Origin of the sequence: Akkermansia sp. 54_46, from assembly GCF_001917295.1 — a bacterium.
Taxonomy (GTDB): domain Bacteria; phylum Verrucomicrobiota; class Verrucomicrobiia; order Verrucomicrobiales; family Akkermansiaceae; genus Akkermansia; species Akkermansia muciniphila.
In genome coordinates this window covers 272,989-294,706 of sequence record NZ_MNUD01000035.1, presented here as the reverse complement: position 1 = coordinate 294,706, position 21,718 = coordinate 272,989, and the positions used below count along the sequence as shown (strand labels likewise).

Sequence of the window (21,718 nt, the reverse complement as noted above, 5' to 3'; positions counted from 1 at the left end):
GAAAGCACCGCGGCATGGCCGCGATGCTTCCGTTGATATATACTCCTGAAGAAGTCGGTCAGAAGGTCAGCCTGTAGCCGATGCTTCCGTTGAAGCTGTTGGCGCGGCTGCGAAAGTCCGCATTGACGTCTGCAAAGACGGAGCCGGTATAACCCACCGGAATGGTGATTCCGGCTCCGACCTGCACGCCGGTGGCTCCTTCCCTGGCTCCGTTTACGCGGAACCCTGCGCCGGGTATGCCGGCGGGCGCCAGGACGGCTGCGGTGTCCCGGTCGCCCAGAAGCTGGACAACCTGCACCCGCAGTTCACCCAGGGAGGCGCGGCCCGTCAGGTTGGCGGACAGTTCTCCGCGGAGCCTTGCGCCCAGTCCCACGGTTCCGAAGGTGGAGTCCATGTCATCCACGTTCATGCCCAGGCCGCCGGATTCCGTAAAGCCGTCCATCCGGCTCCTGTACACGGAGGCATTCACTAGAGGCTGGAGCGCGGAAGTGTTGTTCTCATTCAGGTACAGGTCATACGTGCCTTCATAGAAGGCGCCGTAGCTGCTGCCGCTGGTGCTGCCGTGCATGGTGTACATGCCGGCTCCGGGGATTCCCGCGGTGCGGTCCAGGGAAGCGTCGTTCCATCCGCAGGTGAGGATGATGTTGTGCGCCCAGCGGCCCGACTGGATGCGGAAGAACAGATTGCCGTAATAGGAGTCCAGGTCTCCGTTCGCCATGTAGGCGTCCAGGTCGCCGTAGCTGGCGGAGAAGGCCGCCCCCCATACGAAGCTGTCGCTGCACGTTACGTCAAAGCCGAAGGTGCCGCCCCAGGTGCTGAGCTTATAGCCTGATTCGTCCGTCCGGTCATCCAGCCTGCGGTAGCCGCCTTCCCCTTCAATCCAGGCGTTGAAGCCGGGCAGGTCATCGTGAATGTACTGCGGGGAGACTCCCATCTGGGAGAGGCGGTTGCGCAGGTGAAGCACCTGGTCCCGGAGGGCTCCCTTCTGGGCGGAATGCAGGGCGGTAATGCCGCTGCCCGCATAGGAGGAAAGGGCTGACCGGATAGCTTCCGCATTCCCCATGGCCTGGGCGTTGCCCATGGCGTTAAGGAATTCCATCATGTCCGGAGTGATGTTTTCCGGTGAGGAGGTGACGGCCCACAGACTGTCCGCCGCGCCCTGCTGGTTGCCCGTGGAGGCGAAGTCTTTCAGCGGGCTGTCTCCCTGCTTGGTGAAGTGGACCTGGAACAGCTTGCCGTCGTCGGAGAGTTTCTTGCTGATGTCATAGACAAGGTTGGCGAAGCCGGCATAGGTCAGGTTCACCATGTCCTCCGTCCAGGTTTCCCCGTCCGACGTGACCAGTCCGTTTTCCGCATAGAAGGCGTTAACGGTGAATTCCGGCAGGATGGCCCAGTCTCCGGCGGCGCCCAGGCCGTAAATGTTGACGTTAATGGATGGATCCGTTCCGTTGATGCGGATGGAGCCGTTTTCCGCCTTCAAGGCGGCCCAGGCGTTGTCCGCGCTATTGGTCAGCGTTTCCGTATTGACGGTGAGATCCAGGGAAGCTCCGGAGGCCAGAGTGGCCGCCACGCCGCCGTTGTTGCCGGTCAACACGAGCTGAACGGCCCTCTGGTTGGGATTACCGCCCAGGTACAGTTTGCCGTTGGAGGCGATGGAAAGTGAGTTGGCCGTGGTATTATTCATCAGGGAGAGGTCTGCCGTGGCGTCCAGGTCAGAGGCGTCCCGGGTGTTGCTGCCGATGAAAATATCCCTGTAGGTCATGAGGCCGTTTGCTGCCAGATCCTTGTCTCCCAGAACGAGATGACCGCCGGTCCGGGTATGGCTGACGTCCACGCCTGCGTTGCCGGAGGAAAGGATGATCTGCGTGCCTTCGCCCCGGTGGGTAATGGCTCCCGTGCCGGTGATATCCCCTTTGAAGGAGTAGGTTTTCCCGTCGTTGGAGGCCAGTTCCAGACGTCCGTCAGCCCCCAGGTGGAGCGCGCCGTTCTCCTGCTCCTGGTGGAGCCCTTCCAGTGCGATCGCGGAGCCGTCCTGCAGACGCAGGCTGCCGCCCCCCAGATGGAGCAGCACGTCTTCGCCCAGATTATTGTCCGTACCCAGAATCAGGTTGCAGTTGTCCAGTTTCAGGGTGCCGGAGCCGGTGACGCTTGCGTGGAGCGTCAGGTCTGAAAGAGTGTCCCTGGCGATGGAGAGCAGGGCGCCCCCGTTCAGGGTGATGGAGCCGGAGCCCGCCAGATCCCCGGCGGCCAGGGAGGCAGCGTTCAGCGTCAGCGCGGCATCCTGTTCCACGTTCAGGGCGCCGGAGATGATGGAACTTTCCTTCGTGTTCTGGAGCGCGAGTTCTCCCTGTTGCACGTCCAGAGCGGAGGCGGTTACCCTGCCGTCAACGGTCAGCCTCTGTTCCCCGTCCTTGACGAGCTGCGCCGCTCCTTCAATGGAACCCGCGTAAGCGGTGTTGCCCGGTTTGTCCGGATCTGCGGAGGTTTCATTCAGAAGCGTGATGATCACGTCGCTGTCCGTCCCCGTATTCACGACGGCATCGGCTTCCGTGCCGGCCAGGTAGCGGATGGTGGTTGTTTTGTTTTCCGGCGCGGTGGCCGCGGACAGGTCAATGTTCAGCGTTCCGTTGTTGGTGACGCTGGGAGTTGCCGCCAGAGTGTTGGCGGAGGTGACGTTTTTGGAAGCTCCCTTGTCAATGACCATGGCGTCCAGCAACTGGCCGAAGGAGATGATTACCTGGCCGCCTTCCGTCCGGGTAATGTCCCACGCCATGCCGTTGTATTCGCTCAGCGTAATGTGGTTGGTATCCGCGTGCAGGGCGGCGTTGGTGACGTGGAAAGAGTAGTCCCCCGGAGCGGCGAGGAGCGCCACGGCATCCGCCGTCAGCGTCAGGGTCAGGTTGCCCAGCGTCAAGCTGGCATTGTCCGCGTCATTGAACTGGATGATTCCCGTGCCGTCCGCGCCCATGTTGGCGGCGGAAAGCCTCAATTGCGTGTCGGAACCGGACAGGTCTGCATGGCCCGTCAGACCGGAAATGATTCCTGTACCGCTGCCCATGTTAATGGAGCTCAGCTTGCTGCCGTCCAGTCCGCCCAGGTTGACGTTCCCGGTGATGCCGGAGACGGAAACGCTCCCGGCTCCCAGTCCCGCCGTATTGGAGAGCGCCCCCGCGGAGAGGGATATTTTCCCGGAGACGGCCTGCCCGGCCAGGTCCAGCGTTCCTCCTTCCACCTGATAGGTCCCGGTTCCGGTGTCTGCGGATTTGAGGGTCAGGTTGTGCGAGGTGCGGATTGTGCCGTTGTTAGTGATGTCCAGCGTGGCGTCCTGGTCCCGGTTGAACCGGAGGGTGGAACCTGCGTTCACGGACAGGGAGGTGACGGTATTTCCCAGGGATTTGTCCAGCGAGAGATCCGAATTCCCGGTAATTTGTACTTTGTCAAAATTCTGGAGCGTTCCCAGGAAGCTGGCGGCGTAGTTGTCAAAGACGAGCTTCTTCTCCCCGTTCACCGTCCCGGCTCCCTTGCCGTCGATGATGCCGGCGTATTTGTCGAACTGATGTTCGGTTCCGGCTCCGGTAGTGGCGGCGATATCTTTCAGGGTGATCGTGGTGCCTCCGTTGATGGTGCCGCTGGTTTTATTGCCTCCGCACAGAAGTGTCCACGTCCAGTTATCCCCGTCAGCCTTGCCCAGAATGGCGTCCGTGCCCGTGACGGTCAGGCTGGTTCCCCGGGAAATGGTGCCGTCCGTCTTGTTCCCGGCGTAAATTTCATTCATGAACGTTCCGCCATTGATGAAAAGGGAGGCGGAGCCGGAGATGGTTTTATTTCCCGTGTAAAAGCCGCCGAAAATGCGGTGGGAGAATACGCCGTCATTGAACACCATGGTGATGTCCCCGTTCACGGCGGAGGCATAGGATCCCGCCACGGAGGTGCGGTCCGCTTCTCCGGTGGTGAAGGAAGTATCGTAAACCCCGGTGGATGAGGAGAATTCCAGGTAAATGTCCCCGTGAACGGTTCCGGCGTTCACAACGCCGAATACCGTGGATTTGCCGATGGCCCCTTCCGCCAGGCGCAGGTGGATGTCACCGTACAGGTCTCCCGTTGTATGGCCGCCTATCCAGCCGTTGGCGCTGCTGGTTCCCGCTCCCAGCGTCACCCACAGGTCCTGACGGTTACCCGCGCTGCCGTAAGCGCCGTTATTGGCGTAAATGAATTTGGTGCTTCCCGTTCCCGTAATGCTGGCAATGTTGGAATTGGTTGTGTTACGGACATTATACGTGGCATTGGTTCCGGCAGTGGCTACGGCGGTGGCGGCGGTTCCCGCAGTCCATTCAATCATGCCCGGTTTGAGAGTGGAGGGAGACGCGCCATTTGCCAGATAAAGAGATTCTGGGCCAGTGATGCCGGTGGTAGAGGGGGCGTAGGAAAGGGAACCGTCCAAAGCCAGATTGGACAGGATGGCGTCCAGCGTGCCGGAATAGCTGAACGTGAGGCCGGAAGAACTTCCCCCCGCTGCCGTCTGCGCTTCCCCGATGAGAACATCCCCCAGCCAGATGTAATAGCCCGCGTCCAGGCCGTTGGCGCTGTCTCCCGCCACGTAGGCTATGCGGATGGCGTCCGCATTGGCGGACATGTCTTTGGAATAAAGGATGGTGCTGCCCCATTGGATATACGCTTCATTAATGTTCAGCGTTCCGTTTCCCAGATTCAGGGAGAAGTTGTTTGTGGTGTCCCAGCCGTCCGTGGCCCCGTTGCCCAGGCGCAGGGTGAAATCTACCGTGTAGCCCTTGTTCTGTCCCTGGGCGGCTCCCCAGTTATAGGTCAGGGTGCTGCTGCCGGATTTGTTGAAGTTGACTGTATTGTTGGAGATGGAAACATTATTGGCGGTGAAGCCGTTGGCCTCCAGCGTCTGCTGGGTGATGGACGGATTTTGTCCGAAGTTAACCTCCAGCTCATGGGTGGCTTTCCTTTCTTGCCCGGCTGACCGCCCGGCATAGCCCATGCCTTTGGCCAGGTTGCCTGCCATCAGGAGATCGCCTTGGGCATTCGGGTGCAGGCCGTCCGCCGTAGGGTTGTTGAACATGGAGCGAACCCCGTAGAACGGCGTGGAGGAGGCGGCATCGATGATGCCCGCGTTGATGTCGATGACCTTGACGCCATTGGCGGCGTTATTCGTCCCCCATTCCTTCAGGGATTCGTTGTAGGAGGCTACGGCCTGGTGCGTTTCAGCCAGGTTCCCGTTGGAATGTTGCGTCCAGCAGGGAATGGTCATCACTAAAATGCTTGCTTGGCTGTTGGCGGTACGGATGGAAGAGACGATGGAATCCATGTCTCCCAGCAAAAGGGAGGTAACTCCATCCAGACGATAGAACAGTGAATTATTATCGCCGTCGGAAAGGAGATCGTTGGTCCCGGAGAGCAGGAAAAACGTGTCCGGTTTATTGGCTCCGGTAAAAGTCTGTCCTGCATAGGACCCTCCCTTGGTCTTTTCCGTGCTCAGGCCCAGCCAGTTTTTGATGTTGGATCCGTCAAATCGTCCGTAGTTGCTGCCGTTCGCTCTCCCGGCGATTTCATAAGTTCTCGCGGAAGCCGCAGAGGAATGGATATTCTGGAAAATCTTACCACCGTAAGAGGTTCCGGCGGCCACGCCTCCGCTGAAATTACCGGTCATAATGCCTTTTTCAGTATAGCTGACGCCGTTATCCGTGAAAATTTTATGCATGGCCCAGCGCCACGAGCCGCTGTTGACGCCATGGGTGATGGAGTCCCCTATGTACATGACGTTGCCGAGGTTTCCGTCTGAAACGGAGGCGGATGCCACGGTTGTAAACAGGACACTGCACGCAAGCAAAGCAGACCTTAGAGAGAGGGGTAATCTTAAACGCATATCCCATATAGTATGCAGATTGGGAATTCATTATCAACTCAAAATGTTCAAAATAAGCGCATTGAGAATTTCAATGCATTGAGGTTGAAACTATTATATTATGTCCGGTCTTTTCAGAATTTACCTTTCCCGCTGATGTTTGCGGAGTTGCGTATTTAATTCGTTTTCTGCTGTAAGTGACGTATTTCTAATCTGTTATCTATCAGTTGCAAAGGCGCTGGTTCATGTCCAGCGCGGGATTGTCCGGAATGGAATCGTTGACGATAACGGCGGGTACGCCCGCTACCGTGGTATGGGGGGGGACATTTTCCAGAACGACGGAGCTGGCTGCGATTTTGGCGCAGGCGCCAATGGTGACGCGCCCCAGTATTTTAGCCCCCGCGCCGATAAGAACTCCGGATTCCACGATGGGATGGCGGTCCCCTTCTTCCTTGCCCGTGCCGCCCAGCGTGACTTCATGCAGGATGGAGACGTTGTCCCGGATGATGGCGGTTTCCCCTACCACGAAACTGGTGGCGTGGTCCAGCAGGATGCCGCAGCCGATGGTGGCCGCCGGATGGATGTCCACCGCAAATACTTCACTGGCCAGGCTCTGGAACTGAAGGGCCATGATTGTCCGGTCATGCTGCCACAGCCAGTGGGAGATGCGGTACGTGGTGATGGCGTGGAATCCCTTGTAAAAAAGCAGGGGTTCCAGCGGCGTACGGCAGGCGGGATCCCTGTCCACGATGGCGATCAGGTCCTGGGCGATTTGGCTGAGGATGTTCTGGTCTTCCGACAGCGCTTCCCGGATAAGGGGCTCAATCAGCTCCCGCGGCATGTCCCGGCGGGAGAGCTTGCGGGCCAGCCGCGCCGAGATGGAAGTGGCCAGGGAATTGCGGGACAGGCAGACGTCATCCAGAATACCGCGCATGGCGGGTTCTTCCGCCGCTGCGCCGCGGGCGCATTCCTCCACCCATTCCCATACTCCGTTAATGACGCATTCGCAGTTGGTGCACTGCCGGAGTTTTAAGCGTTTATGGCTGGTCATGGCGGAAAGGGTTAACGAGGCAAAAGAAAGCCTTTCCATAAATACCAGAATACGGCGGGTTTGAGAACCGGAAAGTATGTTCTATGCCCTTCCGTGTGCTGTCTGCCTCCGTCAGCCGAAGATGACGTGCACGATGTCCATGCACCAGGCGTCCACGGACCATGGGCCGGGACCGGTCAGCAGCAGCGCCAGGGCGGAGCCGGCATAAAGCAGGTGGAATTCCACGCCTTCCCCGGTTTTTTTGCCGGACCAGTTGGAGAAGTAGCCGTTTTTGACGTGTTTGGTCATGGCTACGGCCATGAGGATGATAACGCTGAGAGCCGCTATTCTGGTGAATACGCCCAGCGCCAGACAGATAGGGGCGAAAAATTCCGTCAGCATGGCCACCTTGGTCAGGAAGGGGGGAATGCCCATTTTTTCCGTGAAGGCCCGGTAGGTGTCCTCCCAGCCCGCGCCCCCAAACCAGCCCAGCACTTTCTGGGTCCCGTGCGGCCACAGGATAAAAGCCAGCGTCAGCCGGAGAACCAGCAGGCCCCATGCCGCTGCAATCATGGTAATGGAATCAATGGTGTCCATGAATTTGAAGTATTGAAGAAAAGACCCTTCTATTTCATGGGGCGTTCATTTCCGGGTACGGAAAAGGCCGGAAAAGGAGGTCATTGCCTCCCCTTCCGGCCCGGGAAATCAGCATGGCAGTCCGTTATCGGGGAATGGAGTGGTAGAGCTGTTCCAGCGCCAGCACGCAGTAGGAGGTCACCAGGACGGGATCCGCCTCCCACCAGCGGTTGTTAGTGTTCACCCAGGAACCGTCGCTCTTCTGGATGGAAATGAGCTTGTTGGCCAGTTCATCCCGCCAGTCCACCTTGCGGCCGTTTTCCAGCGTCAGGGTATCTATTCCCATGGCGCTGAGCGCCTTGGACATAGCCTGATAGTAGTAGTAAAGCCCCTGGACGCCCATGCCGGGGTTTTCGTCCAGGCTGTAGCTGTTTTCCAGCCACTTGAGGGCCAGCTTGACGCGGGGATCGTTTTTATCCACATTGGCGTAAATAAGGGACTGCATGCCCGCATACGTCATGCTGCCGTAAGCTTTGGGAGGCTCCGCTTTGTCAAAGGCGGCGGCTTTTTTGTCCCTGGCGCTGGAGACGCCGGGACGGTACACGAAGCCGCCGAGCTGGGATTTGTCATTGGAAACCCAGGGTTCCTTGTTTACGGCAGGGTTTTGCTGGCAACGGTTGATGAATTCCGTGGCGGCGTTCCAGTCCAGATCCGGCTGTTCACCGTACTTGCCGTCTTTGGCGAGTTTCTGGGAGTAGTAAATGGCTTCCAGCGCCAGGGAGGTGTTGGAAAGGTCTGCAATGGGAGGAGCCTGCTTGTCGCCATAGCCGATGCCTCCGTTATAAGGGTTGTCCGGGGCAAAGTGGTTCTGCTGCTTGATGAGGTAGGCGCGGCCCTTGAGAATGGCGGGGGCATATTCCTCCTTGTTGGCGGCCAGCAGGGCCATCATGCACACGGCAGTATTGTAGGAGGACATGCCGCGGTTGAAAATGGAGCCGTCTTCCTTCTGGGATTTCAGGATGAAGTCATACCCCTTCCGGATGTATTCCGGGACGGTTTTCCCCTGGTTGGCGGGGTCCCGCATGTAGGCGGTGACCGCCAGGGCTGTCAGGGCAGGGTAGGACGGCTGGGCCCAGTAACCTTCCGGATTTTGTTTGCTTTTCAGGTATTCGTTCCCTTTTTCAATGGCACGCAGGATTTCCTGGCTAATGGAGGCGTATTTGGCGGCTGCCGCTTCTCCGGGAATGGCCGTCAGGGTGGTCTGTCCGAAGGAGGCTGTGCCCAGTGCGGCGGCCAGCGTTAGTGAAAGTACGGATTTGAACATAGGATGCTATTGCTTGGGTTGAACCGGTTTCTGGGAAATGGTGACAGTGACGTTTGTGCCAAGAGGCAGGTTTTTTTTGGGGTTGACGATCCAGCCTGTATCGTTGACGCCGTCATGGAAGTCTCCGATGTAATTGATGGGGGAGGTTCGGCTGGCGAAGATGGAGATTACTTCTCCGCTCAGGCTGGCCTGGTAGGCGCCCTCGTAAAAGAAGGAATTGGTGTAAAGCCAGTCGCTGGGATTCAGTCCCTTCCGCGTTTGTGAGTTCACGACGATGTCGGAAAAATCGCTCTTCTGTTCCCTGCCGTTTTCCGTATAGGTCATGACAATCTGCACGTAGGAGTCTGCGTAGTCCTCCGGCTTGGGTTCCGTGAAGGGAAGCCATTCAAAATTTTCATCCCGCACCGGGAAGAATTTTTCAAAACGGTGGAATTTGAGCAGCGTCATTCCCAGGCTGATGTGCAGGGGATCCGCCTCCGTCACCAGCAGGGATTCATGCAGCTTGCCGTTGGGCATGCAGCAGACGTATTCCAGAATTCCTTCCTTCATGTTGACCTGGGCCTGAAAACTGACGGTGCGCTCTTTATGGTTGACAATCACATGGCCGATTTTGATGCGGTACTCATCCAGGGGTTCGAATTTGGGAACCGTTTTCCCGTCCGGAAGAGGGACTTCCCGCGGGGCTTCCTCCACAGCGGGGACATTGGTATCTTCCTCCGGGCCGGAGATGTCCTGTGCGCAGGAAAAGCCCCAGGTGCAGGCAAGCAGGGCGATGGTAAATTTCAGGAACATGTTTATGGAAATAAGATTGTGGAAACGGAAGCTTCCGTTCAATGAAAAAGGCATCCGTGATTGATTTGTTACTTTTGAATCACGGATGCCTGAAAAGAATGGGAAAGGGAGGGCTTAAACCAGTTTCAGCCTGGCGAGGTCCTGGAGGTCAATGATGCCCACGGGGGCCATTTCCGCGTTGAGCACCACCAGGTCGTCAATATGGCGGTTGCTCACGGCCTTCGCCGCTTCAGCAGCCAGGTCGTCTTCCATGACATAAATGGGATTGCGGGTCATGAATCCGCTGACGGGCTGTTCTCCGATGAGAGGGTTCGCCCCGTATGCCCGGACAAAGTCTCCGTGGGTGAAGATGCCGGCCAGCTTGCGGTCCTCCGTCAGCAGGACGCAGGCGCCGGCATGGGCTGTGGTCATCGCCTTCAGGCAGTCGTTCACGGAGGCGGTTTCCGGAAGCATGGCCATTTCTTCTCCACGGCGCATGATATCGCTCACCCGGGTGAGCAGGGCACGCCCCAGCGAACCGCCGGGGTGGCGTTTGGCGAAGTCCCGCGCGGTGAAGTGGCGCGCTTCCACCAGGGCCATGGCGAGGGCGTCTCCCATGACGAGCATGGCCGTGGTGCTGGAAGTAGGGGCCAGGTTCAGCGGGCAGGCTTCCCGGGAAACGCCTGTGTCCAGAACGATATCCGAGTATTTGGCCAGGGATGAGCCCGTGTTGCCCGTCATGGAAATGATGGGCAATTCAAAACGTTTGATGAAGGGGAGCAGGGTCAGCAGCTCCGAGGTTTCTCCGGAGAAAGACATGGCAATGCAGACATCCCCGTCCTGGACGATGCCCAGATCCCCGTGCAGGGCGTTCAGGGAATCCAGCAAAACGGTGGGCGTTCCCGTAGAGTTCAGGGTAGCGACGATTTTGGCCCCGATGTTGCCGGATTTGCCTACGCCTACAATGACGATCTTGTTGCCGCGGTCCAGAGCCTGGGACATGAGGTCCACAGCCTTGTTGAAATTGTCGTCCAGCCGGGACAGGACGCCGCGCAGTTCTTCAATCTCCATTTCAAAAACGGATTTGGCGCGTGTTAAATGATTCATACCTGCCGGAGATGATGCCAGATGCCGCCGACGCCGTCAATTTTTCATTGCGGCTCCGCACCCCGCGTTAGTCCGGCATCTGCACGCGGGATTAGGCGCCAGAGGGATGGTGGTGAAGCGCATGCGCCGCGTGTCCGCAGAGAGCATGGCGCCCACCAGCGGAGAGGGAATGCCCGCAAGATATTTCAGGGCTTCCATGGCCTGGATGCAACCGATGATGCCCGCATGCGCACCCAGAATGCCTGCGGCGGAGGCGGTGTCTTTTTCCTGCATGGGCGTATCTGCCGGGAAGAGGCAGCGGTAACAGGCGGTTCCCTGATGGGGGGCGAAAACGGCCACCTGCCCGATAAAGCCCTTCACGGCGCCGTACACCAGCGGAATGCGCAGGGTGCAGGCGGCATCCGCCATGGCGAAGCGTGCCGCGTAATTGTCTGAAGCGTCCAGGACCAGGTCGCACCCTTCCAGCAGGGAAACGGCATTTTCCGGCGTAAGGCGCCTGTGGACCGTGTTGATGCGTACGGAGGGGTTCAGGGCGTACAGGCGTCTGGCGGCGCTGGCGGTTTTAGCCGTGCCCGCCGCATCCGTGGCGTGCAGGATTTGCCGCTGGAGGTTGGAAAGACACACCTCGTCCGGGTCAATCAGGGTCAGGCGCCCCACGCCTGCGGCAGCAAGATAAAGGGCCGCCGGGGAGCCAAGCCCCCCGAGGCCCGTCAGGGCGACATGCGCCCGTTTGAGTTTGTATTGGCCCTGTTCTCCCAGTTCCGGAAGGGAAAGATGCCTGGCGTACCGTTCGGTTTCTTCCTGGGTGAGGGTCATTGTCGTCACTGGGATTAACGGCGGGCGGAATTGCCGCTGAATGCATAAAGGAGCAGCGTCCACCCGGAGAAGATCAGTTCCACTGCAATCAGAGTACCTACGAACCAGGCCGTGGATTCAGGCCAGCCGAAGATGACCATGAGGCCCAGGATCAGCGTGATGATCACGTTGAACAGCCGCCACCCGCTGGCGGGCAGGGAACGGGTTTGAAGCCAGATGGCCCCCTGAAATACGGCGGCAATAACCAGGCCCCACCCGATGATGAGCGTGGTGATAGCCAGGGAAATATTGGGGTCCCGGAACAGAAACCAGCCGGCGATGCCGTACAGGATGGCCGTCACCAGGTTCCACCCACGGGAGGAAGGGACGGTGAAGACCTGGATCAGCCGGACGACGGCCAGAACCATCAGCATGATGCCGATTACCCAAATGAAGCTGGCTCCGACGATCCAGGGAGAGGCCAGGGCGATGAAGCCAAGAAATAGCTCGATGACGCCAAGGATACCCATCCACCATGAGTTGCCGGATACCGCGGAGCTGCTGACTTGAGGTTGAGTTGTCATATGGCGGTATGACCGGGCCCGCAACGGAAACGTTGAAGAATGACGATTTTATTTGCCGGCGGCTGCCTTCGGGGAAGAATTCTTCGGCTCCATGGTCTTCAGCAATTCCGGAGTGACGTTAATCAGCACAGGGCCGCTTTTGGGGTGCGCCTGGGGGGGGACGAAGTAGGAAAAAGCCCTGGCGGGCAGGTGGCCCGGGATTTCCGGCATGATGTACACTTCCACGAGTACGGCGCCTTTTTTGCCGTTTGGGCTGTCGGAAAAGTTCAGTGTGAGTGAATTGGTTCCGTCCCTCAGTCCTCCGGAAATGACTTCCGCCAGGCGGGTGTTGTCAAATTCATGCAGGGAAATATTGTTTACGTTCGCCTGGACGGTGCGTCCGGGGCAGTCCACCAGAATTTTTGCGATGTATTTGGGCGGCGGGCAGACAGGCGGCACGGCGGGAATTTTCCCAAGGGGCTGGAACCCGTCCTGCTCCATCAGCACGGAGGCGTCTCCGCGTTTGAGGCGTTCTTTGACGGCGGGCAGGCGGGTGAGGTTGAAAAAGCGCGCCTGGTCATATTTCCATTTGCCGTTTTCATGGGTGAACAGCAGCACCAGGGCGTTCGAATCCGTGGGTTCCTGGCCCAGCCCCAGATCCACCTTGCCGTAGTAGGTGGCTGCGGCCGTGGGGCCGTTTACGACGGAACCTACGTACATCAGCGGAGCGAGCGCGGGGGGAGCCATGGGCTGCCGGAACAGGGAGGCGGGAAAGGGGCGTTTTTCTGAGACGGCCAGATTGCGCACTTTCACCTGGCGGTAGGCGGAGGTTGTGGCTCTCCAGCCGTCATAATTGCCGCGCAGCAGATGCAGACGCCATGTATTGTAAGCCACGTCCAGATCGTCTCTCAGTTTGGCGTCTCCGGGGCGGGGAGCTGCGGAAGCGGGAGAAAGAAGGGCTGCGGCGCAGCAGGCCAGGGAGAAAATGGAACGGAAAGTCATTACACGATTATTTAGACATCAAACTTGCGCGGAGTGCAACACAATTGCATCATGAAGCCGTTCTTATGGAATTGTTCACAGAAGCCGATCATTTGGCGGAAGCCCGGTACAGGAAACTGTTGCGGGAACAGCCCGGCTTTGTGTGGAGGCGGTTTTCAGACGGGGAGGAGCTGATGGCGTACGTCTTTTTTCCCCCCGGCCACCGGGCGGAAGCCGCCGCTCCTTCCGTGCTCTTTTTCCACGGCGGCATGTGGGTGGGCAAGAGCCTGGGGGATTTTGTGCCGTGGGCGCTTCATCTTGCCCAGCAGGGTATTGCAGGCATTATCCCCATGTTCCGCACGTGCGGCGATTATGAAGTGGAGCCGATGGACATTCTGGAAGAGGGCCGGGAAGCCTGGGCCTGGGTGCATGGGAACGCCGCACTGCTGGGGCTGGACCCGGCTCGCATTACTGTGGCGGGAAGTGATGCCGGAGGGCTGATGGCCCTGCATGTGGCCCTTCCTGACCACTCCGCCCGCTGGTCTCTGTTCCGCAAAAAGGCTCCCCTTCCTCCTGGCCCCGCCGCCGTGGCCCTGTTCCGAGGCGTGTGCGACCTGACGGCGCAGTCCGCTTTTAAGCTGGGCGGCATGATGCCTCCGGACCAGAGGGATGCCGTCAACCCCCTGCGGCGCGTGCAGAGGGGGCTTCCTCCCCTGTTTGCGAGTCATGGAGGAAGGGACAGGCTGCTGCCGTGGCGCAACAGCGAAAGGCTGGCGGAGCTGTGGAGAAAAAAGAAGAACCGTTCCCGATTTGAACTTCTGGACGTGGCGGACCACACATTTTACCATTTCAATGTGAATGCCGCCTATTTTGAACAACTGCTCAATAGCTGGAGCGCGTTTATGGTGGAGCAGGGAATTTGGGAATATAACGAAGGAATGGATGCCGGGCTGCTGGGGTGACCTTGGCCTGATATCCGGGAAGGTTCCCGGAAGGCGCTGCATGCGGAAAGGCTGTTTTCTATCTGCCTCCCAGCATGTTTTCCCGGATTTCCCGCATGTCCCGGCGGAAGGCGTCCTGCGTCTGTGGCGTAGGCGGCTGGATATCCCATTCCTTCATTTTTCGTCGCACCTTGAGAAAGAGTTCCTGCTCGTTGGCTCCGTATTTTTTGCAGACGGCGGAGAGAGTCAGCTCCGGCCCCGTGAAGCGGCCTTTGAGAAAGAAAGGCAGATCGTGCTGCCAGGCGCGCCGGAAGTCTTCCGGGCATCCTTCTGTTCTGATGGGGGCGAACAGTTCCCTGACCTGGCTTTCCCGGATGCCCGCAGTATCCATGCAGATGGCGGTTTCCATGTAGGCCAGCGTGAATTCCAGCATGACTCGTTCAATGGACTGTCTGGCTTGGGACAGCTGGGCCGGGGTGAGGCCCATGACCTGGGCGCGCAGGGCGGCCAGGGCTTCCAGGATAGCCTTGGGGTCTCCGCATGTGCGCGGGTCCATGCGTGGAATTTGTTCCCCTTCGTCGTAAAGGGGGATGGGTGGATGCACCCGAGGGTTGATTTTGAACAGTTTGCCCTGGAGCCTTTCCCTGAGGTCTTTCAGGCTGACGCCGTACTTGCGCAGGACGGGAGCCGCATAATTGCGTCCCGGCCTGGCCGTTTGCCGCAGCCATGCTTCCTGAAAGTCCGCGGGGCATTGCTGAAGGCCCGCCGCCAGCATGGCATTCCGGAAATCCTCCGCCTTGGGCGTTTTATTGGCATAGGCGTGGGTCCATTCCATTTCCAGCATCCAGATGGCGGTAAGACCCAGGAATTGTTCTATCGCCTGCCTGGGAGTCTCAGGTTTCGGCGCGGGAATGGCAGTCGGGACCGCGTCGGAGGCCATGGAATGCCGGCAGAGCGGGAGCAACAGGGAGAAAGCAAGGAGGGGATACAGCGGGTTCATGGAAAATGAAGCAGGGAAAAATGAGAGGAAATGTGCGGAATTATTCCGTTGTTACAGTAACGTCCAGGGGGCGGTTGGAGACGGGGAATTGCAATTCATAAAACCCGTTCCCCAGATTTCTGACGGGGGTGTTTCCTACTTTGACCGGGCCTTTTCCCCGCCAGATGACGACCGGCCCGGATTCCTTCACGCGGAAGCGGAGGCTGTCCTCCCTGTACCCGGGAGCGGAATCCAGGGCGCAGGGAGAAAGAAATTTGTCCCTTCTGCCAATGACGGCCCAGCCTTGGACTATAGGGGCCATGATGAACAGGCGGTCCTTGAATCCCGTCAGCTCTACGTCCAGATCCGGCTGTGCCGGAGTCAGCGCGCGGCCTCCCTCTCCGGAATAGGCGGCGATGCCCTCCGGCGGGAGAGAGGCATACGCTTCCGCCGCATTGCCGTTCAGCAGGGCCGCCGCGCTTTTATAATCCTCCAGGGAAATTTTCCCCCGTACCGGTTTCGCCGGGGAAGGATGTTTGAGGTTGTACACCACCACGGCGGCGCTTTGACCGGGCAGAGGGGCGATTACCCGGTACAGGCGGTTCTCGTTCAGAGCATCCGGAAAGACGGAATCCGGAAGGGGCACGGCGGGAGCCAGCGGGCGCAGCAGAAGACCGTCCGACCAGACGAGAGGCATGATGTTTTCCGGATTAAGTTTGTCTGCCGGGTCTGAAAGATAGACAGGGCCGCCTGAGACGGCTTTGGATACGGCCATGAGGCGGGCGCAGGCGGGGTCTGTGGAATGGAACATGTCATGGTCCGGCCACACGGTCTGTCCCAGCCAGAGGGTATTGGCGTAGGACTGGAGGATATGGGATTTGGCCATGGCTTCATCTCCCAGCTTGTAGTCAATGCTGCACCGGGTGACCGCGCTGTAACGCGTGTTTTGAATGTTGACGGTACCCTGCGCCATGCAGTTGACCAGGCTGAGCCCTGTTTTCAGGCAGGCCTGTTCCAGGGCTTCCGAGCACTTGGTATTGTGGCGGACCGGGTTGTCCAGCCCGTCCGCATGCTTCAGGTATTCCGCCTGCACATCAATTTTCACGAAGTCGAATCCGGCGTCTTTGACGGATTGCAGGAAGGGGGTATAAAACGCTCCGGCTCCTCCGGGGCCGTCACCGGGGAGGATTTTCCCTTTGGCGGTACGGACCAGACCGCGGGCAGTCTCGTCATCCAGATGGTGCCTGGGGTGGATGCCGTTCCAGAGGCCGTAATAGCAGTGCCACAGGCCCATCCATTTCAATTTGGGGCTTTTGTGTTTCATCAGGGGCTGCCAGCCCCGGGGGAATTGGTCCTGCCGGGGTTGGAAACTGACCAGCTGAAGCCTTTCCTGGGTCTGGAATCCGTCGTCCACCAGCATCCACCGGACGGGGACGGGGGATGCCTCCAGTTTTTTGGCCGTTTCTTCAAGCAGCTTGGAGGAAATGTTCTTTTTATACTGTTCCCAGCTGCACCAGCCGAGGTACTTGAACGGTTCCGGATAAATTTTCTTTTCCCGGGGCAAGGTTCTGCCCTTGATGAAAGGGAGGGAAAGGGCCTTGTTCCATACGGCGGAACAGGCGCGGTAAATATCCTTGTCCGTGGCGGTGACGGCCAGGACGGCCTGCGGTTTGGCGGGGGAAGTTCCCAGCGAACCGGCTTCCACAAGGAATGTCCCGTCCCTTTCAAGTTTCAGCCACGCGAGGGAATCAGGGGCGGCGACGGGGAGCACGGCCATGAAATTGCCGTCTTTGAGGTGGAACAGGGCGAACATGGCATGGTCCCCCGGTTTGGCGGTGCTGGGATTCGGTCTGCTGTCCAGCAGGTTGCCGGGGGATGTCCGTCCGAACCAGGGAAGAACCCGGTTCCCGTCTCCGGGCCAGCGGCCGCGATCCGCTGAAAACCAGCAGAAGGTCTGGTAGGGCGGGAGCGGAAGCCGATACGCCTTTTTGCCCGATATGGGAGGAATGGCGGATGTCCGGGGTTGGGCGGCGCTGGTCCAAGCGCTCAGGGCCGCCAAAGCAAGGACCGGGAACATGATTGCTTTCATGGAATGATCACAGGGTTGGAAAATGGGGCAGGGGAACCCGGGGGAATTGTGGAAGGAACGTGCTTTGCCTCTTTCGGAAAAGATGGCAGAGCTTTTCCCTGAAACGAGCAAAAAATGATGTTTCCGCTTTATTTCTCTTTTCAGGGCGTTGAGGGAAAGAAATAACGTCGGCCGGCCGTCTCACAGGGGAACTTCGTTTTTTCAGAGAACACCGGCCGCCCTGGCCGGGAGTTCCGCCGCCCGGTTACTTGGCCGCTTTTGGGGCGAGGGAAGTGCGGCGCCTGTCAAGGAAGTACAAGACGAGCCATTGCAGCACCAGCAGGGACACAGCCAGGAAGACGGGTTGGAAAGGTGTGAAAAAATCTGCTATACCGCTGAAGACGCGTCGGTTAAGTGCATGAATGTTGAGAAGAGAGTTAATGAGGTAGGCGGCCAGGGCATTGATGCCGATAACGCGGAGGGGAAACGCCCATAGGGCCCATTTCCCTTTGTTCCACACATCGACGGCCAGATGAAACAGGGAAAGGAGCGTCAGGGAGATGCCGGCGGCGGCCAGGACGAAGGTGCCTGTCCACATGCTTTTAATGATGGGGTAGAGGCCGTCCAGCATCCTGGCGGCGCAGAAAAGGAGAAGGCCTGCCCCTGCCATTGCTGCGCAGAGGTGCACGGGAGAGAGCCGGCTTTCCTTCAAAAATTTCCCTGCCAGCCATCCTCCCAGACACAGGACGGAAGCGGAAACGACGCAGAGCGGGCCTTCCGGGTCAAAAACTCCCCCATGCAGACGACCGGCGAGCCAGTGCCTGTCCACCCATGAGTTGACGGAGCCGTCCGGCGTGAAGTTGCCGCAGGTGAACTGGAGCAGGGTAATGAGGGCCAGGATGAACCCCGCCGCAGAGGCAACCGCTCCCGTCCGGCGGCACAGCAGGATGCAGGTTCCCGCAATGGCGCAGGAAAAACCAATCAGCCCCAGAACGGAGGCATAACGCATGCTTTCCGTCCAGGTAAGCGTTCCATTGACCAGTAGCCCCAGAAAAGCCAGGACGAGAGCCCGTTTCCAGAGATGGAGAAGCCCGGGGACGGAGGAAGCGTTTCCGCTGGTGTATTTCCCCAGGGAAAAGGACATGGAAACGCCGGAAATGAAGACGAAAACGGGGAATACCAGGTCGTACAGGTGCAATCCTTCCCAGCGGGCATGCGTCATCTGGCGTGCGGCTTCCTGAAGAAAAGCGCTTTCCGGATTTCTGGAAGCCAGGAGCAGAACCAGGGCGTCCAGGCCCAGGATAATGAGCATGTCCAGCCCGCGCAGGGCGTCCAGGGAGTGCAGGCGGGGAGAACGGGAGGGGGGGGGAAGAGGAATAGGCCATTTAAAAGCATCATACGGAAAAAAAAGGAGTTTCTATCAGGATTCCTCCAAACATGAAGGAACGGAGGGGAATCGTGCTTGATTTCCACGGGGGAAGAAGGTAAAGCAGGCCGCATGCCGCACACCCTTCCCGCTTTTCTTTTTTTTCTGTGTGTCTCCCTGTTTTTGTCCGCTTGCTCCTCTACCCCCAGGACGCCTCACGGAAAGCCGTTGATGAAAGACGGCAGGTATGCGTCTTCCTATGAAGCTTTTGTCGCGGACCCCCAGTACCGCTTCACGCGCGATATCTGGTATCATGACGAACGCATCCAGCAGGCGCGGACGCGGAACAGCAGAATCGTCATTCATCTGAATGATCAGCGGGGCGTGTTGTGGGTTGACGGCAAGCCGGCCATGAACTTTCCCGTTTGCACGGGCAAATCCGCCCATGAAACGCCGCGCGGCAAGTTTTCCATCATCCAAAAAGATGCGGATTACCGTTCCCGGTCTTACGGCAGCGTGTTTGACGCAAGCGGCCTGTGCGTGAATTCGGACGCTACCTCTTCTTCCCGCGTGCCGCCCGGCGGTAAATTCATCGGCGCCAAAATGCCGCTGTGGATGCGCATTCATGGCGGGATAGGGCTGCATGTGGGCACCGTGTACCGGGATGCCAACTCCCATGGGTGCATCCGGGTTCCGGTAGAGGCATGCCGCATCCTGTTTGACAAATGCGGCCTGGGAACAGCCGTCATCGTTCAGGAATAAGCGTGAGCGCGAATAATCGTTGATTCCTTGCGGTATATTTGCCACACTCCTGCAAACTGATGAAAATAAAGGTTCTGATACGTTCCCTGGTATTGTTGGCCGGGTTGGCCGCGTGGACGGCGGATACGGCCTGGGGCCAGGCTTCCACGCGCCGTTCGTCTTCTCGGGGGGGAGCGGCTGCTGGCCGGGCTGCGGTGGAGCAGCGCGGAGAGGATGACGCTGTGGAAACGGTTGACCTGGGAGACAGGAAAAAGGATTCCGATACGGCCTCCGGAGAACGGGAAGGCGTGGCCGCCGCTCCGGAGATGCCCGGGGAAACGGAAAAGGAACAGAATGGCTTGGATTCCCTGTCCCTGATTCCTTCCCTCGGCGGGGGACGGCTGGACGCCGCGCGGGAAGCGCACACCAGCACGCGCCCTTCCGCCAGGACCATGGCTTTGCTGATTCCCGCGCCGCGCGGCCCCATCCTGGACCGCAACGGGGAACCGCTGACCGTGACGTCCGTAGCCTATCAGCTGGCTTTGCGGTTTGAAATTTTTGAAAACCCCGACCGTTCCCGCGTAGTGGAATTCGGGCGCAACTGCTTGGAACAGGCCAAAAAAATTGCCGGAAAGGCGTGGTCTTTTTCCGACGAACAGCTCTGGAAACATTATGAGCACCGCCGCTGGCTGCCTCTTCCGCTCACGAACGTCATTCGTGCGGAGGAAGCGGAAAAGCTGAAGGATAAAGTGAAAAGCGTGCGCGGCCTTCAGCTGTTGCCCATTTACATCCGTTCCTATCCGGAGAAGGAAATCGCCGGCCATATCATCGGCTATGTGGGATCCAAGGGAAAACTGCCAACCGGCCCCATTAACCACATGGACCCGCTGTGGGAGCAGGTGGAAGGCCGTGCGGGGCTGGAAAAGGAATTCAATAAAAATCTGACCGGAACGCCCGGCGTATGGCGTTTGATGTTTGATGAAGACGGCAATAAAATTCTGGATGAACTGCAAATACGCCCCAAGCCCGGCGGAGCTGTCGTCACCACCCTCAACCTGAAATGGCAGAAGGATGCGGAACGCATCCTTTCCCGCGGCAAGAGGCGCGGCGCCATGGTGGTGCTGGATTGCGTGACGGGTGAAGTTCTGGTGATGGCGTCCACGCCGTCCTATGACCCGAACATGTTCATTCCAAACATATCCCAGAAGGATTACGACGCCCTGCGCAACGATCCTGCCGGTCCTCTGGGCGCCCGTGCTTTCCAGGGCCGTTATCCTCCCGCTTCCACATTTAAAGTCCTGACGGTAGCCAGTGCCTTGAGGAACAACAAAATCACGGAAAATACGCTCGTTTACTGCCCGGCTTCCGTGACGATCGGCAACCACGTTTTCAAAAACTGGAGCAAGACTCCCCTGGGGGATATCAACTGTGTCCGCGCCCTGGCGATGTCCAACAATCCGTTCATGTACCAGATGGGCCTGAAGCTGGGTGCGGAAGCCCTGATGGATACGGCCCGCGCCTTCGGTCTGGGAGAACGGACCGGCCTGCCCATTCCGGACGATCCCGGCCTGGTGCCGACCAGTGATTATATGATTCGCAATTACAAGCGCGATTTCATGTCCGGGGATGCCGCCAATTTGTCCATCGGCCAGGGGACGCTGCTGGTTACGCCCCTCCAGGTGGCGCACATGATGTCCGGCGTGGCAAACGGGTATCTGCCCAGACTCCAGCTCATCAAGCAAATTCAGGACGGCAACGCCAATGTCGTTTACGCGCCCAAGCCCCAGGAAGTTCAGCGCCCGCTGCCTGCTTATGAGCGTGCTCTGTCCAGCGTGCGCAAGGGGATGAGGGAAGTGGTTGAAGCCGGTACGGGGGGGCGTGCGCGCCTGTCCTATTCCAGTATCGCCGGCAAATCAGGAACGGCCCAATGGGGGCCGGAACGGGAAGACAAGCGTCTGGCGTGGTTTGCCGGTTTCATGCCCTGCGACAATCCGCGCTTTGCCTATGTGGTGCTGTATGAAGGCCGCGCCCACGAACGGCTGGGCGGGGGAGCCGCCGCCGCTCCCATCGTCAAGGAGTTTTTCGAAACGGAGAAAAAAGACATCAAGGCTATTATTGACCCGCCCAAGGACGACATTCCGGTGGCGGAACCGGTGGAGGAAACCCCGGAAACGGCCGCGGCCGCTCTTCGGGAACGGAGCGGGGCCCCTGCCGTCGTGCCGGACAACCTGCCCCCCGGGTTGTATGATCCGGAAGGGATGGAGCCGATCAAGGCTGATGAAATCCCTGCCGATCTGGATGACTCTTCCGATGCGGAAATCAAGGCAACCCCGGTGGGCGGCTCCTCAGGGCATGCCGGGCCGTCGGCGCCCCCGTTGTCGGAGGAGCCTTCTGCGGCCCCCCTCACGCCGCGCCGGGGAGACTCCGATTACATTCCCGGGTTGCCCCAGCAGATTCCCCGCCATCTCAACCGCTCCACTCCCGTAAACGCTCCCGCGCCGCAGTCTCCCCTGCCGGAGGATGATATTCCCATGGCGGAACCCCTTTAATCCGTTTTTCAGGGAAATCCGGAGCGTTTTTGCGGTTCCCGGAAAATCCCGGGAAGATGCG

The 21,718-nt window shown here is 59.0% G+C and carries 15 protein-coding genes; 3 read left to right on the top strand and 12 right to left on the bottom strand.

Annotated features, from left to right (window positions below):
- Positions 1 to 58 precede the first annotated feature (58 nt).
- From BHW66_RS10615 to BHW66_RS10575, 9 genes are all read right to left on the bottom strand, one after another.
- Entirely contained in the window at positions 59 to 5,821 is a 5,763-nt protein-coding gene (locus BHW66_RS10615; protein ID WP_286689028.1) for an autotransporter domain-containing protein, read from the bottom strand.
- 268 nt (positions 5,822 to 6,089) lie between these two features.
- Positions 6,090 to 6,917, bottom strand: a complete 828-nt coding sequence (gene cysE / locus BHW66_RS10610) for a serine O-acetyltransferase (protein WP_102732521.1) — start codon at positions 6,915 to 6,917, stop codon at positions 6,090 to 6,092.
- A gap of 111 nt (positions 6,918 to 7,028) precedes the next feature.
- A complete protein-coding gene (locus tag BHW66_RS10605; RefSeq protein ID WP_215833837.1) occupies positions 7,029 to 7,493 on the bottom strand; it encodes a DoxX family protein in 465 nt (154 codons plus the stop codon).
- Between the two features lie 124 nt (positions 7,494 to 7,617).
- On the bottom strand, positions 7,618 to 8,796 hold the full coding sequence (locus BHW66_RS10600; protein ID WP_022198540.1) for a prenyltransferase/squalene oxidase repeat-containing protein: 1,179 nt from the start codon (positions 8,794 to 8,796) through the stop codon (positions 7,618 to 7,620).
- 6 nt (positions 8,797 to 8,802) lie between these two features.
- A complete protein-coding gene (locus BHW66_RS10595) occupies positions 8,803 to 9,588 on the bottom strand; it encodes a YdjY domain-containing protein (protein WP_146018552.1) in 786 nt (261 codons plus the stop codon).
- A gap of 114 nt (positions 9,589 to 9,702) precedes the next feature.
- Entirely contained in the window at positions 9,703 to 10,674 is a 972-nt protein-coding gene (locus BHW66_RS10590; RefSeq protein ID WP_012419576.1) for a KpsF/GutQ family sugar-phosphate isomerase, read from the bottom strand.
- A 36-nt stretch (positions 10,675 to 10,710) separates the two neighbouring features.
- Entirely contained in the window at positions 10,711 to 11,490 is a 780-nt protein-coding gene (locus BHW66_RS10585) for a HesA/MoeB/ThiF family protein (RefSeq protein ID WP_102732408.1), read from the bottom strand.
- 14 nt (positions 11,491 to 11,504) lie between these two features.
- Positions 11,505 to 12,053 (bottom strand): DUF308 domain-containing protein, encoded by a 549-nt coding sequence (locus tag BHW66_RS10580; protein WP_012419574.1) that lies wholly within the window; start codon positions 12,051 to 12,053, stop codon positions 11,505 to 11,507.
- Between the two features lie 48 nt (positions 12,054 to 12,101).
- Positions 12,102 to 13,034 (bottom strand): hypothetical protein, encoded by a 933-nt coding sequence (locus BHW66_RS10575; RefSeq protein ID WP_046436723.1) that lies wholly within the window; start codon positions 13,032 to 13,034, stop codon positions 12,102 to 12,104.
- Positions 13,035 to 13,099: 65 nt separating this feature from the next.
- On the opposite strand from BHW66_RS10575, the gene BHW66_RS10570 reads away from it, so the two are divergent.
- Complete coding sequence (locus BHW66_RS10570) at positions 13,100 to 13,975, top strand: alpha/beta hydrolase (RefSeq protein ID WP_161994059.1); 876 nt, start codon at positions 13,100 to 13,102, stop codon at positions 13,973 to 13,975.
- A 58-nt stretch (positions 13,976 to 14,033) separates the two neighbouring features.
- Here the strand turns inward: BHW66_RS10570 and BHW66_RS10565 are convergent, their stop codons facing one another.
- The 3 genes from BHW66_RS10565 to BHW66_RS10555 form a co-directional block, all read right to left on the bottom strand.
- Positions 14,034 to 14,954 (bottom strand): hypothetical protein, encoded by a 921-nt coding sequence (locus BHW66_RS10565; protein WP_102732405.1) that lies wholly within the window; start codon positions 14,952 to 14,954, stop codon positions 14,034 to 14,036.
- A 40-nt stretch (positions 14,955 to 14,994) separates the two neighbouring features.
- A complete protein-coding gene (locus BHW66_RS10560; protein WP_180971378.1) occupies positions 14,995 to 17,010 on the bottom strand; it encodes a Sip1-related alpha-galactosidase in 2,016 nt (671 codons plus the stop codon).
- Between the two features lie 256 nt (positions 17,011 to 17,266).
- The gene (locus BHW66_RS10555) at positions 17,267 to 18,337 is read right to left on the bottom strand and encodes a DUF5009 domain-containing protein (RefSeq protein WP_286689033.1); all 1,071 of its coding nucleotides are present in this window, start codon (positions 18,335 to 18,337) and stop codon (positions 17,267 to 17,269) included.
- A gap of 261 nt (positions 18,338 to 18,598) precedes the next feature.
- On the opposite strand from BHW66_RS10555, the gene BHW66_RS10550 reads away from it, so the two are divergent.
- Positions 18,599 to 19,129, top strand: a complete 531-nt coding sequence (locus BHW66_RS10550) for a L,D-transpeptidase (protein WP_161994061.1) — start codon at positions 18,599 to 18,601, stop codon at positions 19,127 to 19,129.
- 59 nt (positions 19,130 to 19,188) lie between these two features.
- Positions 19,189 to 21,657: a penicillin-binding transpeptidase domain-containing protein gene (locus tag BHW66_RS10545; RefSeq protein WP_286689027.1), complete on the top strand. Its 2,469-nt coding sequence runs from the start codon at positions 19,189 to 19,191 to the stop codon at positions 21,655 to 21,657.
- The last annotated feature ends 61 nt before the right edge of the window (positions 21,658 to 21,718 follow it).

Bases quoted from the DNA above. Each gene is read 5' to 3' on its own strand.
- cysE (WP_102732521.1), bottom strand. From the start codon at position 6,917: ATGACCAGCCATAAACGCTTAAAACTCCGGCAGTGCACCAACTGCGAA.
- BHW66_RS10600 (WP_022198540.1), bottom strand. From the start codon at position 8,796: ATGTTCAAATCCGTACTTTCACTAACGCTGGCCGCCGCACTGGGCACA.
- BHW66_RS10575 (WP_046436723.1), bottom strand. From the start codon at position 13,034: ATGACTTTCCGTTCCATTTTCTCCCTGGCCTGCTGCGCCGCAGCCCTT.
- BHW66_RS10560 (WP_180971378.1), bottom strand. From the start codon at position 17,010: ATGTTCCCGGTCCTTGCTTTGGCGGCCCTGAGCGCTTGGACCAGCGCC.
- BHW66_RS10565 (WP_102732405.1), bottom strand. From the start codon at position 14,954: ATGAACCCGCTGTATCCCCTCCTTGCTTTCTCCCTGTTGCTCCCGCTC.
- BHW66_RS10550 (WP_161994061.1), top strand. From the start codon at position 18,599: ATGAAAGACGGCAGGTATGCGTCTTCCTATGAAGCTTTTGTCGCGGAC.
- BHW66_RS10595 (WP_146018552.1), bottom strand. From the start codon at position 9,588: ATGTTCCTGAAATTTACCATCGCCCTGCTTGCCTGCACCTGGGGCTTT.
- BHW66_RS10590 (WP_012419576.1), bottom strand. From the start codon at position 10,674: ATGAATCATTTAACACGCGCCAAATCCGTTTTTGAAATGGAGATTGAA.
- BHW66_RS10605 (WP_215833837.1), bottom strand. From the start codon at position 7,493: ATGGACACCATTGATTCCATTACCATGATTGCAGCGGCATGGGGCCTG.
- BHW66_RS10570 (WP_161994059.1), top strand. From the start codon at position 13,100: ATGGAATTGTTCACAGAAGCCGATCATTTGGCGGAAGCCCGGTACAGG.
- BHW66_RS10585 (WP_102732408.1), bottom strand. From the start codon at position 11,490: ATGACCCTCACCCAGGAAGAAACCGAACGGTACGCCAGGCATCTTTCC.
- BHW66_RS10580 (WP_012419574.1), bottom strand. From the start codon at position 12,053: ATGACAACTCAACCTCAAGTCAGCAGCTCCGCGGTATCCGGCAACTCA.
- BHW66_RS10545 (WP_286689027.1), top strand. From the start codon at position 19,189: ATGAAAATAAAGGTTCTGATACGTTCCCTGGTATTGTTGGCCGGGTTG.